Source organism: Ruegeria haliotis, from assembly GCF_013377785.1.
In the GTDB taxonomy this organism is placed as follows: domain Bacteria; phylum Pseudomonadota; class Alphaproteobacteria; order Rhodobacterales; family Rhodobacteraceae; genus Ruegeria; species Ruegeria haliotis.
In genome coordinates, this window is record NZ_JABXWT010000001.1 from 125945 (window position 1) to 140184 (window position 14240).

General features: G+C 57.4%; 12 protein-coding genes. 7 read left to right on the forward strand and 5 right to left on the reverse strand.

What is annotated here, in order from left to right; genetic code table 11:
* Window positions 1-30 precede the first annotated feature (30 nt).
* From HW561_RS00635 to HW561_RS00655, 5 genes are all read left to right on the forward strand, one after another.
* Window positions 31-417: a GFA family protein gene (locus HW561_RS00635; protein WP_176861281.1), complete on the forward strand. Its 387-nt coding sequence runs from the start codon at window positions 31-33 to the stop codon at window positions 415-417.
* A gap of 129 nt (window positions 418-546) precedes the next feature.
* Window positions 547-2340 (forward strand): gamma-glutamyltransferase, encoded by a 1794-nt coding sequence (gene ggt / locus HW561_RS00640; protein WP_176861282.1) that lies wholly within the window; start codon window positions 547-549, stop codon window positions 2338-2340.
* Window positions 2341-2433: 93 nt separating this feature from the next.
* Entirely contained in the window at window positions 2434-3837 is a 1404-nt protein-coding gene (locus HW561_RS00645; protein ID WP_176861284.1) for an FAD-binding oxidoreductase, read from the forward strand.
* 95 nt (window positions 3838-3932) lie between these two features.
* Complete coding sequence (locus tag HW561_RS00650; RefSeq protein WP_176861286.1) at window positions 3933-4928, forward strand: hypothetical protein; 996 nt, start codon at window positions 3933-3935, stop codon at window positions 4926-4928.
* A gap of 141 nt (window positions 4929-5069) precedes the next feature.
* Window positions 5070-7577: a GcvT family protein gene (locus HW561_RS00655; protein WP_176861288.1), complete on the forward strand. Its 2508-nt coding sequence runs from the start codon at window positions 5070-5072 to the stop codon at window positions 7575-7577.
* 66 nt (window positions 7578-7643) lie between these two features.
* Here the strand turns inward: HW561_RS00655 and HW561_RS00660 are convergent, their stop codons facing one another.
* The 3 genes from HW561_RS00660 to HW561_RS00670 all read right to left on the reverse strand — a co-directional run bounded on the left by HW561_RS00660 (window position 7644) and on the right by HW561_RS00670 (window position 9774).
* Window positions 7644-7979, reverse strand: a complete 336-nt coding sequence (locus HW561_RS00660; RefSeq protein WP_176861290.1) for a carboxymuconolactone decarboxylase family protein — start codon at window positions 7977-7979, stop codon at window positions 7644-7646.
* A 71-nt stretch (window positions 7980-8050) separates the two neighbouring features.
* Window positions 8051-8704 (reverse strand): DUF938 domain-containing protein, encoded by a 654-nt coding sequence (locus HW561_RS00665; protein WP_176861291.1) that lies wholly within the window; start codon window positions 8702-8704, stop codon window positions 8051-8053.
* Window positions 8701-9774, reverse strand: coding sequence for an NAD(P)/FAD-dependent oxidoreductase (locus HW561_RS00670; RefSeq protein WP_176861293.1), 1074 nt, complete (start codon window positions 9772-9774; stop codon window positions 8701-8703). Before HW561_RS00670 ends, HW561_RS00665 begins: the two co-directional genes overlap by 4 nt.
* Before the next feature lie 198 nt (window positions 9775-9972).
* Between HW561_RS00670 and HW561_RS00675 the strand changes: the two genes are divergently transcribed.
* Both HW561_RS00675 and HW561_RS00680 read left to right on the forward strand, forming a co-directional pair.
* Window positions 9973-10365: a hypothetical protein gene (locus HW561_RS00675; RefSeq protein WP_176862221.1), complete on the forward strand. Its 393-nt coding sequence runs from the start codon at window positions 9973-9975 to the stop codon at window positions 10363-10365.
* A gap of 3 nt (window positions 10366-10368) precedes the next feature.
* Window positions 10369-11601: an HlyD family secretion protein gene (locus tag HW561_RS00680; RefSeq protein WP_176861295.1), complete on the forward strand. Its 1233-nt coding sequence runs from the start codon at window positions 10369-10371 to the stop codon at window positions 11599-11601.
* A gap of 42 nt (window positions 11602-11643) precedes the next feature.
* Here the strand turns inward: HW561_RS00680 and HW561_RS00685 are convergent, their stop codons facing one another.
* Window positions 11644-13002, reverse strand: coding sequence for a DHA2 family efflux MFS transporter permease subunit (locus tag HW561_RS00685; protein WP_176861296.1), 1359 nt, complete (start codon window positions 13000-13002; stop codon window positions 11644-11646).
* A gap of 136 nt (window positions 13003-13138) precedes the next feature.
* Window positions 13139-14212, reverse strand: coding sequence for a BMP family ABC transporter substrate-binding protein (locus HW561_RS00690; protein WP_176861298.1), 1074 nt, complete (start codon window positions 14210-14212; stop codon window positions 13139-13141).
* Window positions 14213-14240: the final 28 nt, after the last annotated feature.

Consider the following 14240-nt stretch of genomic DNA (forward strand, 5'->3'; position numbering starts at 1 on the left):
ACGTCAGTGTAGCAACCAGGAAGGGCACCCATGGATCTATTAACGGGCGGATGCCGATGTGGAAGAGTGCGTTTCGCGGCGTCGGGTCGTCCACTTAGGGTCGGGTTGTGCCATTGTCTGGATTGCCGCAAGCATCATGGCGCGTTGTTTTATGCGGCGGCCGTTTTTTCACAGGATGCGGTTGAAATCGGCGGAGACCCAAGCAGCTACGCTGGTCGTTTCTTTTGCCCGAATTGTGGATCGCCTGTGTTTGCTCAAAGCGGCGATGAAATCGAAGTGCATCTTGGCAGCCTTGATGCGCCTGATCAGTTGACGCCCACTTATGAAAGTTGGACCATCCGACGTGAGGCCTGGTTGCCCGAATTTCCGGGCATGAAGCGATATGAAAAAAATCGTGCCGCTGAGGGGCATGGCTGAGACGGAGAGCCGTGCTGATCCTTATCGAGGTGGCGAAACTCTGCCGTAGCCAAGTCATGCTGCCGCTTGTGGTTGTCCAACGGGCGACACGCGTACAGTGTTGAAAGCAAGAATGATTTGGAGGATAGGATGCGTACCAGTCGGATTTCAGGACTACTACTTTCTGCCGTGGCCTTTTCTGCGCCGGGTTTTGCACAGGAAACCGCCGATGCCGTTGCTCCCGAAGGCGCGTCCGAAGGGCAGGTTCAGGCCCTCACCGAAGAAGTCATCGCGTCGCTTGAGGCAAAGGCTGCGGGCGTTCCTATCGAGTCTGAGAACTGGATGGTGGCGGCAGCCAATCCGCTAGCGGTTGAAGCCGGGGCCAAGGTTCTGCGCGCGGGTGGTTCTGCGGCGGACGCAATGGTTGCGGTACAGGTCGTGCTGGGGCTGGTCGAACCGCAATCCTCGGGCCTGGGCGGTGGCGCGTTTTTGATCTGGTATGATGCGGTTAGCGGGCAGTTGATCACATTGGACGGGCGGGAAACGGCGCCTTTGGCGGCGACGCCCACGCTGTTTCAAGACGAAAACGGCGAACCTCTGAAATTCTTTGATGCCGTTGTCGGCGGCTTGTCGGTCGGAACTCCGGGCACGCCTGCGTTGCTGGAAGAGGCGCATCGCCGTTGGGGTCGGTCCCCCTGGCCCGGGCTGTTCACTGACGGTATCCGGCTGGCGGATGAGGGGTTTCTAGTGTCCCCCCGGCTGGCCAGCCTGGTTGAAAATGACGCAGAGCGGCTGTCGCGCTTTCCTGTGACCGCTGAGTACTTCCTGCCGGGCGGTGCGCCGCTGCAGCAGGGGCATCGGTTGATGAACCCGGATTACGCCGAAACGCTGCGGGTACTGGCCGCAGATGGCGCGGCGGGGTTTTATGGCGGAGAGATCGCCTCTGGCATCGTCAGCACCGTTCGGACGGCGCCTGACAATCCCGGTGTTTTGTCGGGAACGGATCTGGCCCTGTATCAGGTGATCGAACGTGAACCGGTCTGCGCGGCATACCGCGCCTATGAGGTCTGCGGAATGGGCCCGCCATCGTCTGGGGCACTGACGGTCGGTCAGATATTGGGCATGTTGAGCACCTATGATCTGTCCGGGATGGGTCCCGAGAGTGTCGAGGCCTGGCGGTTGATCGGAGAAGCCTCGCGCCTCGCCTTTGCGGATCGGGGCCGTTACATGGCCGACAGCGATTTTGTTCCCATGCCTACAACGGGTCTGGTTGATCCGGATTATCTGTCCGAGCGCGCGGTGTTGCTGAATGCCGAGGCCGCTCTGACCGAGGTAGCCCCCGGAAATCCTGAATTCGACCACGCGTCAAATTGGGCAGATGATGTGTCGTTAGAACTGCCCTCGACCTCGCATATCTCGATAGTGGATGGCTATGGCAACGTGTTGTCGATGACGACTACTATTGAGAACGGATTTGGCTCGCGTCTGATGACCAGCGGGTTCCTGTTGAACAACGAATTGACCGACTTCTCGTTCAAGACCCATCAGGGGGGCGTACCGATCGCCAACCGGCTTGAGCCCGGCAAGCGGCCGCGCTCATCCATGAGTCCGACCATCGTCATGCAGGATGGAGCCCCGGTTCTGGCGATCGGCTCGCCCGGCGGCAGTCGTATCATTGGCTATGTTGCCAAGTCGATCATCGCGTGGGCTGATTGGGGTATGGATGTGCAACAGGCCGTGTCGTTGCCGCATCTGGTCAATCGGTTTGGCACCTACGATGTCGAGCTTGAGACTGTCGCAGAAGGCTACGCCGACGCCCTGATCGGGATCGGGTTCGAAGTGAATCCGCGCGATCTGACCTCGGGTCTGCACGCTATTGAAATCGGCGAAAACCTGAGTGGCGGCGCGGACCCGCGACGTGAAGGAATTGCGTTGGGCGAATAAGACATCCGGACTTGTGGGTATTGCCCCGATCCGGCGGGCCTTTTAGTCATGCACTGAAAGGCCCGTGATCTTTACGGGCAGGGGAGGATGACCATGGTACAGGCAACCGCTTTGCCGCGAAACGAGTCCGGGATTGAAGCTGCGATTGGCATTTTAAAGCAAAGGTTCGGCGACCGGCTGCAAACCGGCGCCGCGATCCGCGAGCAGCATGGCCATACGACCACCTGGATTACCAACCAGAGCCCGGATGCGGTGGTCTTTCCACATACGACCCAAGAGGTCGCGGAGATCGTCAAAACCTGCGCCACTCACAAGGTGCCGGTCATCCCTTACGGCACAGGGACCTCGCTGGAGGGACATGTGAACGCACCTGCGGGCGGGGTTTCGGTTGATCTGACACAGATGAATCGGGTGTTGGCGGTGCATGCCGAAGATCTCGATTGCGTTGTTCAGCCGGGCGTCACGCGCGAGGATCTGAATACCCATCTGCGCGATCAAGGGTTGTTCTTTCCCATCGATCCCGGTGCGAACGCCTCGTTGGGCGGCATGGCGGCCACTCGCGCTTCGGGTACCAACGCGGTGCGGTATGGCACGATGAAAGACAATGTTCTCAGCCTCGAGGCGGTCATGCCGGACGGTCAGATTATCCGAACGGGGCAGCGCGCCAGAAAATCCTCGGCCGGATATGATCTGGCCCGCTTGCTGATTGGCGCTGAAGGGACTTTGGGTGTCATCACCGAGCTGACCTTGCGCCTGCAAGGTATCCCCGAAGCAATCAGCTCGGCCCGCTGTTCTTTCCCGACAGTTGACCATGCATGTCAGGCGGTGATGATGACGATCCAGTACGGCATTCCGGTGGCACGCATCGAATTGCTGGATGAGATGTCGGTCAGGGCCGCCAATGCCTATTCTGGGCTGAGCTTACCGGAAACGCCTTTGCTGCTGCTGGAGTTTCACGGCTCCGAAACCGGAGCGACCGAACAGGCGGATACTTTCGGGCAGATTGCCGAGGAATTCGGCGGAACCGATTTTGCGGCAACCTCCAGCACGGAAGAGCGCAACAAGCTCTGGCAGGCGCGCCACGACATGTATTGGGCCTGCCTGCAACTGCGACCGGGCGCGCAAGGAATTTCAACGGATGTGTGCGTTCCGATCTCGCGATTGGCTGAGGCCGTTGTCGCCGCGCAAGACAAGGCGACCGAGTTGGGCCTTATCGCTCCGATTGTTGGGCATGTGGGGGATGGCAACTTTCACACCCTGCCGTTGATCGACATGGAAAACGCAGAGGAAATAGCCAAGGCTGATGAGTTCGTCAGTTGGCTCAATGATCTGGCCATTTCGATGGAGGGTACCTGCACTGGTGAACATGGCATTGGACAGGGTAAACGTCCGTATCTGATCAAAGAACTCGGTGCTGCGACGCAATACATGGCGGCGATCAAGGCCGCGCTGGACCCTCACAATATCATGAACCCCGGAAAGATTCTGACGGGCTGATGCATTCGGGTTTTCCAAACACTGCCCGTATTGCGCCCTCAAATTGTCCAAATAATCCGGGATCTCGGGGATTGAGCTTTGAAGGGTAGATTTCAATGAGCGTAAAACACATTGCGGGTTTTGCAGCCATTTGCGGGCTGGTCGTTGCAGGGCTGGATTATGCTCAGCAATCCAAAGCCGTGGAGGGCGGCCTGAGCCCGCAAGCATATCTCGTCTCAGTCTCGTCGCGTATTGGCGTCGTCGACGAGGCAGTTTTTGCGAGCCCGCGGTCGTATTTGCCAGTGGCTCCCGAAGGGTGGTCACGTCGCGCATTGTCCGAAGGAAACAGAGCCCCCGTTTGGCCTGAAACCGGCAATCAGGATGCCAAGAAAGCTGCAGCGAACGGGTGGCAATACGTCAACGGCGATGAAACCATCTGGGTCGAGGCGTTTCGCAACGAGTTGTCAAAGTCCAAAGGCGTCATGAGCGGTATGGCCGAGATTTCAGCAAGCAAGATTGCCTATCAGCCAGACTATCAGGGATTTGCGGTTCTGGGGGGCGTCGGATTTGCCGAAATGAATGTGCCGTCCGGACAAGATCGGTTGGCACACAGGGTTTTCGATGGTTGGGTGGGATTCGACGACGAGATCCAGATCAGGGTGCGGGCAGATGCGTCGGATGATTCGGTGCGCACCCTTCTTGGCGCCATCGACTACGATGGGCTGAACGGGCTTCTGAAGGACCCGATCTCGACAATCGGAAAGGGCGTGCAGGTACAGCCCGAGCTTGAGGCGGAAATTGCAACTGAGATGTTGGAGTTACGCCGGGTGATGGTGAAACTCCGGGCCGATGCAGCGGTTGAAAACAAACTGAAATCTGATGATGCAGTGCAGGTTTTTAACTCGTTTATGGAAGGTATCGCCCCTGCTGCCGTGCTGGATGCGACAGGCGGTGAAGCGCCGGATAGTGATGCGCTGATACAGACAGCGTACCGAAACGCACTGGTGCTGATCTTGGCCGAGGAAGGGGTGGAACAGAAACCCCAGATGGGCGGTGGCAAGTTGATCTGTACGAAAGTCGGAACCAGCAAACGTTGCCGATCTGGCGGTTGATAGAGCCCGAGAGTTACTGTTTTTCGACCCGCATCTCACACGCGGGTCGTTTTTTTCATATCACTGGTCGGATGAATGTCGCGGTTACCCATTTAAGTGCGCCATATGGTGTCAACTTAATTCAAGGGGAGACGCCCGGATATGAAAACCCAAGTCAAAGCACTGGTTGTTGGCGGCGGCGCCATCGGAACCTCGATTGCCTATCATCTGGCCAAAGCGGGCTGGGATGACGTGATGCTGATTGAGCGGGACGAGCTGACGTCGGGTTCCACGTGGCACGCCGCCGGTCTGCTGCCACTGTTCAACATGTCCTACGCGACGACCCACATCCACAAGTACTCGGTCGATTTCTACAAGCAGTTGGAAGATGAAACTGGCCTGAACGCAGGTTTCGCCGTCGTCGGCAACCTGCGCATGGCGCAGACGCAGGAGCGTATGGATGAATACATGCTCTATGCCTCGACCGCCGAGACTTGCGAGGTTCCTTACGAATGGCTGACCCCCGATCAGATCAAGGAACGCTGGCCGCTGATCCGCACCGAGGATCTTAAAGGCGCGATCTATCACAACACAGATGGTTACATTAACCCCGCCGATGTGACGCAGGCGATGGCCAAGGGCGCGCGTCAGCGCGGCGTTGACATTGTGCGTAAGATGCAGGCCGATGCGTTCCACTGGAACGGCACCCATTGGGAAGTCACCTGCACCAAGATGGTCGAGCAGGGCGGCAATCTGGTGGCCTCGGACGAACAGATCGTCATCACTGCCGAGCATGTGGTCACCGCATCGGGCAACCACGCGCAACGCACCGCCAAGATGCTGGGTATCAAGATGCCCGCGATCCCGGTTGAACACACGTTCATCGTCATGGATCAGGATCCTGCGCTGGTCGAATACCGGGCCAATGGCGGTGCCGAGCATCCCGTCATTCGTGATGCCGACTCGCAGTCTTATGTCCGCGAAGAACGCGGTGGCTGGATTCTGGGCGTCTACGAAAAGAACGCGCCTGCCTGCTTTGAACACGGCGTACCGGACAGCTTCCGCGCTGACCTGTTCCCGCTGGATCTGGAGCGGATCGAAGAGCAGTACATGGCGATGATTCACCGCGTCCCCTCCTGTGAGGAAAGCGGCCTCAAGGACGATTTCAACGGTCCGATCTGTTATACGCCCGACGGCAACCCGTTGGTCGGCCCGGCACCGGGCCTGCGCAACATGTGGCTGGCTGAGGGCTTTAGCTTCGGCATCACCGCAGCGGGCGGCACCGGCTATTATCTGGCGCAGATGATGGTCGATGGCGAAGCCGAGATCGACATGGCCTCGCTGGACCCCAAGCGTTACGCCAGCAACTGGATGACCACCGAGTTCGCGGCACGCAAGAACGAAGAATGCTACGATCACGTCTACATCCTGCACCACCCGGACGAGGAGCGCCCTGTCGCCCGTCCGCTGCGGACTGCACCGGCCTATGACCGTCAGAAGGCACGCGGTGCTCAATTCGGCTGGGTCAATGGTTGGGAACGTCCGAATTACTATGGCCCACTGGACGCGCCCGAGAACTTTGACCATGACGCGCGGTCCTTCCGCCGTGGCGGCTGGTGGCAACATGCTGTCGAAGAAGCTAAGGCGATCCGCGAGGGTGTTGGCCTGATCGATGCGACCGCCTTTACCAAACATGTCGTCAAAGGCCCGGGTGCCACTCAGTTCCTCGACTGGTTCACCTGCAACAAGCTGCCCAAGATCGGTCGTATCAACCTGACCTACGCACTGACGTCGCACGGCACCACCCGCACCGAATACACCATCGTCCGTAACGGCGAGAACAACTACTACATCGTCTCCGCCGGTGCCTGGACCGAGTATGACGCCGATTACCTGCGCAAGGCGGCCGAAGACAAGATGGACGAGTTCGGCTATATCGAAATCCAAGACGTGACCACTCAATGGGGCGTCTTCGCCATCGCTGGACCCAAATCGCGTGACGTTCTGAAGGATGTCATCAACGACGCTGATCCGGAAACGGCACTGTCCAACAAACGCTTCCCATGGCTTTCGGCGCGTCAGATCGAGCTTGGCATGTGCCCGGTCAATGCGATCCGCGTAGCCTATACAGGTGAGCTGGGCTGGGAGCTGCACCATCCGATGGAGATGCAGAACTACCTGTTCGACCTGCTGGAAAAGGCGGGTGAAAAGCATGGTATGAAGCTGGTCGGTGCACGTGCGCAGAACTGGTTGCGTCAGGAGAAATCCTATCGTGCGTTCGGCAACGAACTGGGCCGTGACGCAAACCCGCTGGAAGCCGATCTGCCGCGCTTTGTTGACCTGTCCAAAGAATTCCACGGCAAGGCTAAGATGGAAGAAACCGGCGTGCGTGTGAAATGCTGCACCCTGCTGATCGACGGACCAGACGATGCAGACCCATGGGGCCGCGAAGTGCTGTACACGCCCGAAGGTGAGCGCGTAGGCCGTTTGACTTCGGGCGGCTATTCGGTGGCGTTCGAAAAATCGATCGGCATGGGCTATGTGAAGCCCGAATTGGCAGTCGAAGGCACCAAGCTGCAGGTCAAGATGCAGGACAAGCTGTGGGATGCCGTTGTGACGTGCGACAGCCCCTATGACCCGAAGAACGAAACCATCCGCATGAACGGTTGATTCAAACAAGAAAGGCGGCCCGGGGAACGGTGCCGCCTTACCAAAGCCCGCCTCTGGCGGGTTTTTTCATACGCTCAGTTCGTCATAGCATTCCAGCGCCTTGGCCGCGTACATCATGGATGGTCCACCACCCATCTGAATGGCCATGGCCAATACATCCGACACCTCGTCGCGCGTTGCGCCCGCTTTGATCAGCGCTTCGGTGTGCAAGGAAATGCAGGGTTCACATCTGACCGCGATCGACATCCCCAATGCGATGTATTCCTTGGTCTTGTAATCCAGCGTTCCGCCTTCTTTTACGGCTTTTCCCAGTGCCCCAAACGCACGGGTGGTATCGGGAATGGTGCTGTTGAGATTGTGCAATCCTTTGCGTGTGTCCGACAGCTTTTCTTGCCATGCCATTGGTAGTTCCCTTATTCACATCATGTAAATGGAATATGATGCAGGTCACCCCGGCCTGACTTTGATCTTGATCAGGTGGCGCGTGCCTCGGCGATGAATGCAAGATTATTTGCCGGCATCTCGATCACGTCAATGACATCCAGACCCTGCGCGGACATCAAGTCGGCTATGCTGTCATCATTCTTATACCCAATCTCGGGGTCCTGAAGGATGAGCGCTTCATGGAATCGCCTGTCCCCGTCGCTGGTCAGATGCCCCGCCCGTTTGAAAGGGCCGTACAGGATAAACCTGCCCTTTGGCGACAACGCTTGTGCCACCTCGGAAACAAGGGTCTCCGTCTCGTCCCAACTGACAAGATGCAGCAGGTTGACCAGAACGACCAAGTCCAGGGGTGCAAACTGTGAGTGCCAGCCGCCAGACGTTGCATCCAATTCAGCTGCCCTCGCTATGTTGGGCAGGTTTGCTGCGTAGGCATCAATGCTGGCACGGCGTTCGGAGTTAATTTCGGTCGGTTGCCATGTCAGGTTTGGCAGGTGCCCGGCAAAGGCGCAGACGTGCTGACCGGTACCGCTTGCGATCTCAAGCGCCCGGCCTTGGCGCGGGGCCCAATCCTGCAACAGCTCACATAACACATCCGAATTCCGGGACGCAGCAGGGGCGACCATCTTGCCGTTATCCGCGGCAGAAGCAACGCTTGCCGATGAAGGAGGGATGCGTTTGATCATCTGTTGAGCCGGTTTGGAGTAAGCATGGAAATCATATCCTTATCTATCGCAGGCGCTTTGCCTGTCACCAGATCTGCCAGCAATTGCGACGCAGCAGGTGCCGTTTGAAAACCGTATCCGCCCTGACCGGCGCACCAGATAAACGAAGGCTCTGTAGGGTCAGGGCCAAGCACCAAAGTTCCGTCCGGGGCAAAGCTGCGCAACCCGGCCCAGTTTGTTTCGACACGTGTTACGGGTTCGGTTACCAGTGCTTCGTATCGGGCGATTCCTTCGGCAAGAATCATATCATCTGCATAAGCGTCGTGCGGCGGAACGGGATCAGCCTCGGACGGGGAAACCAGGAGCTTTCCTGCATCCGGTTTGGCGTACCATGTTTCCCCTGCGCCCAGCATCATCGGCCAATTTGAAACGTCATGCCCGCCGGGGGCAGGCAGGCGGGCCATCGACCGGCGGCGAGGCGAGATACCGATTGGAGCGATCCCCGCCATAGACGCGATTTCATCGACCCACGCCCCTGCCGCGTTCACTAAATTACGGGCTTCAAAGACCTGTCCAGCCTCGACTGTCCAATGCGGTCCTTTGCATATTCTGGTGACTTTTCTTTTGCTCAGAACAGTGCCGCCGTTGTGGCGAATGGTTCGTGCAAAGTCCTGCAGCAATCGGTCGGTATCGATGTCAAAGGCGGCTTCACTGATAGCGACGTATCCGACTGCCTCAGGGTTCAGGATAGGGACCCGCGATACGGCTTGATCCATCGACATGCTTTGCATGTTCAGGCTGGCACGATCGTTCTGAAACGCATCAGCCTGATCCATCGCCGCCACCAGCATCAGTCCGCGCTGTGTCAGGTAACCGCCATTCTCCAACCGCATATACTCGGCGCCGGCTTTGTTCAGCGCGACGACGGATGGCGGACCATAGCTTTGTTCAAACAGGGCAGCCGAACGGCCTGACGCGTGATAGCCAAGGGCATCTTCTGCCTCCAAAACAGTCACGGTCCCGTGTCGAGACAGGCGCGCACCAGCGCTGAGCCCGGCAATGCCGCCACCGATAATGAGGAAATCAATCATGGTTTGTCGAGGAATCAACCGGGTGCATTCCGGATTGCCTGACTGCGTATTCACGTTTCATGTGGGCCTTGCGCGGTTATTAAAGGGTCCGCAGTGGACGTAAGGAACTATAAGCAGGCTTGAATTTGTGTATCAACCCATCCAAAGAGGAAGAAACACAGACAGGAGGGTTGGGTGAGCACCGCAGAACTGCACCCGATGGCCACAGGACATATTCCGTCCTACGTGACCCAGGCGGACGGAAGTGATTATCTTTTCACGTTCATGGTCGTTTTCACGGTCGCGTTGATTGTATTGATTGGGGTCGCCTATTTCACCCTGCATTCGATCCCGGAAAAGATGGCCCATGAAACCAATCACCCTCAGTTTCAGTTGGTGGGTATTCTGGCTTTGCTGGCCTTGTTTACGCACAATGGCTTATTCTGGGTGGCTGCCATTCTGGTGGCCGGATTCCAGTTCCCTGACTTTGCTGCTCCGCTGCGGGCGATTGCCGACGCGATCCGATCATTGGCGCCGCAACGCGAGCCTGATCCGGTCGTTGCGGAAATGCCGGTTGAGAAACAAGACACCACCGCACCGCAGGAGCAATAAGATATGCTTGAGACACTGATGTGCGCGCTGGTCACCGTGCTGCCCGATTATCTGTTCCGCAGGTTTGTTCAGGGCAAGCGGATCGGCCATGAAATCACCTTGTTCACTATGTGGTACGAGCTGCGCTGGGGGCTGACCACCTGTGCCATTCTGGCGCTGACCGTGATCACCACGCTGTTCTATTTCCATCCTGCCAGCAAAACGGCCGCCTCTTATTTCCGGACCGTCACGATCTTGCCGCAGCTGGGTGGGCGTGTTTCGGAAGTCTACGTCCGGAACAACGAACTGGTGACGGCTGGCCAGCCAATATTCCGGATCGAGGATTTCACCCAAACCGCGCAGGTCCAATCTGCGAATGCGCAGATTGCCCAGGTGCAGGCATCCCTGAAGGTGGCTGAAACAGACCTGGCCAACGCTCACGCCGGGATCGCCGGAGCAAGTGCAGCATTGGCGCAGTCGCTTGAAGATCTGGAACGTAACACCACATTGCGCGACGAAGGCTCCAGTGCGGTGCGATTGGCCGAGATTGATCGGCTCGAGAACCTTGTCGCCGAACGAGAAGCGCAAGTTACAGCTGCCAAGGCGCAGCGTGCCGCCGTCGTTCAACAAATCGAGGAATTGATCCCCGCCCAACTCGCCAGCGCAAGTGCACAGCTGGATGCGGCCCTGACCGAGTTGGACAAAACAGTCGTCGAAGCCGGTGTCACCGGCAGGATCGAGCAATTTGGCCTGCAGGTGGGGGACTATGTCAGCCCTCTGTTGCGACCGGCGGGTATTCTGGTGCCCTCATCCTCGGGTCATGACAGGTTTCAGGCAGCCTTCACTCAGCTATCCGCGCAAGTCATCAAACCGGGCATGATCGGAGAGCTTGGCTGTATGACCAAACCCTTCACAGTGATCCCGGTCGTCGTGGTTGAGGTGCAGGACGTCATCCCGTCGGGGCAAATCCGGCCCTCGGACGAGTTGCGCGATGTTCAGGCGAACACAAACCCGGGCTCGATTCTGGTTTACATGGAGCCGCTTTATAAAGGTATGTCGGATGATGTGCCGCCGGGCAGTAACTGTCTGGCGAATGTCTACACGGACAACCATGAAAAGCTTGAGGATGAAAACCTTGGGTTTTGGCACAAGGCATTTCTGCACGTGGTTGACACTATCGGTGTTGTTCATGCGGCAGGGCTGCGCCTGCGTCTTATCTTGATGCCGGTTAATACACTGGTGCTGAGCGGGCATTGAAATTCGGCATTGGGCTCTTTTTGCGGATCAATTAATTTCGGATTAGCCGCCCGGGACCCTTTGCCGATCCAGTGAGACAAAAGAATAGGCCAGAACACATGTTGCGAGGGCTGCTACGAACGCAAATACCAACGGAAACGAACTCGTGATGGCGAAAACGGTGCTGCCAAGTGCCATGCCAACGGTTCCGCCTAATAGTTGAAATGTCATGGATATCCCGCTTGCCTGGCCGCGAAGATTGGGTGGAACTGACGACATCACCGCCCGACGCGGTGGGACAAAAAGCAATGGCACGCAACAGCCCCACGCAAGAAATGCCAAAAAGATGACCTTATCCAGTGCGTACAGCATGCCGATTGATACCATCAAAAGGGCAAGGACCCCACAAAGCAGACCGATGAGTGGTGGTTTGCGCGTTCCAAATTGGTCAGCAATCTTGCCTGCCAGTGGTGCGATAAACACTTGCGGTATAGCTATCGGCAAAAGCGCGGCACCTGCGGCGAGTGGGGAATACCTCAGCTCGGACTGGAAGTAAGACGCACCAAAAACAAATAGCACGATTTTTCCGAACTGCGCTGTCATTAAGATCAGGTTGGACGCAGCAAAGTTGCGGTCTGCGAATAATGATACAGCGATCATAGGGTTGGTGGTTCTCATTTCGACAAAGACGAATAACGAAAGCAAGATCAAGCCCGCTGACATTGCCACCAGAACCTTTGGCTGTATCCAGCCACGGTCCGGGCCTTCCATGACGCAGAATACCGTGGCGGCCAGACCTGTCACTAGTAATAGCAAGCCCTTCCAGTCGAAGCCCTGTTCACGGTGATGCGGTTGATCGCGCCAAAAGGTCCATGTAATCACTGAAACGATCAAAACGATCGGTGGATTTACCCAAAATATCCAACGCCATGACAGATACTCGGTCAGCAAGCCGCCAACCAATGGTCCCAAGGACAAAAAGATCGTCCCGATTCCACCATAAAGGCCAAGTGCCAAGCCACGTTCATCTTCACTGAACGAGCGGATCAAAACCACCAGAGACAAGGGGAAAATGAGGGCCGCGCCGACGCCTTGAACCGCTCTTGCCGTCATCAAGGCCAAGCCGTTTTCAGAAAATCCACCAAACGCCGAGGCAAGCCCGAATATCAGCAACCCTGCGCTAAGCAACCACCGTACACCCAGTACGTCCCCAAGATGGCCTGCGGCCCCGGCAAAACAGGCCAGAACAAGAAGGTAGATATTAACGATCCAATGCGCATTCAATCGGGACAGGCCTAGATCCTTCTGGATGGTTGGCAGGGCGACGCTGATCACAGTTTCGTCCAGGAGGATCACGCCCAATACGGCTCCCATAGCGCCCAGTATCCACCACCGGGCGTGCCCTTGTGCGTCGGTCGTCATATCCGTTTTCTACCTAATCGGTGCCTCTATGTGTCCTATCAGTTTTTTGCAAAACTGGCGTCAATTGCACCCTGCCTACGGAAAAGAAAAAGGGCCAGCCCAAAGGCCAGCCCCAGTCTTCTTGATAGCGTCCCAGTTACTGCGGGATTTCGCCTTCCAGCCCTTCGACGTAGAAGTTCATACCGGCCAATGTGCCGTCATCGGCGGTTTCGCCCTCGGCCAGCCAGTCGCTGCCATCCTGCTTTTTCAGCGGGCCAGTGAAAGCGTGATAGCTGCCATCGGCCATTGCGGCCTTCATCGCCAGTGCTTCTTCCTTCACATCAGCGGGAACCGCGTCCGAAATCTCGCCGATCTCCACCATGCCCTGTGCAATACCGTCCCAGGTGTTCACGGTCTCCCACGAGCCATCCATCACAGCTTGAGTTCGCGCAATGTAGTAGGGCGCCCAGTTGTCGATGATCGAGGATACGCGCGGCATCGGGGCATATTCGCTCATGTCCGAGGCCTGACCAAAGGTGATCACGTTGCCAGCCTCTTGCGCAGCCGCTTGTGGTGCAGTCGAGTCGGTGTGTTGCAGGATCACGTCCGCACCCTGTTCGATCAGAACCGATGCGGCGTCGGCCTCTTTCGCAGGGTCAAACCAAGTGTAGGCCCAGACGATCTTGAACTCGACATCCGGGTTCACCTTCTTGGCGTGGATATAGGCCGAGTTGATGCCCCGGATCACTTCGGGGATCGGGTATGAGCCAATATAGCCGATGGTGTTCGACTTGGTCATCTTGCCCGCAATGTGGCCCTGAACGGCGCGTCCTTCATAGAAACGGGCCGAGTAGACCGACACGTTGTCGGCGGTTTTGTAGCCCGTCGCGTGCTCGAACTTCACGTCCGGGAATTTCTTGGCCACGTTGATGGTCGGGTCCATGTAGCCGAATGAGGTGGTGAAAATCAGATCCGCGCCTTCCAGCGCCATCTGAGTCATGACACGCTCGGCGTCTGGGCCTTCGGGCACCGATTCAACGAACACGGTTTCAACCTTGTCGCCGAATTCTTCCTCGACCGCCAATCGGCCTTTGTTGTGTTCATAGGTCCAGCCGCCGTCGCCCACCGGGCCGACAAATACGAAGCCGACTTTGGTCTTGTCCTCGGCCACGGCGCCCGTCGCCAGACCCAGCGCCACGGCGGCGCTTGCTAGAAGTGAAGTGAATTTCATGTGGTTACTCCCCAAGTTGGTTTAGTTA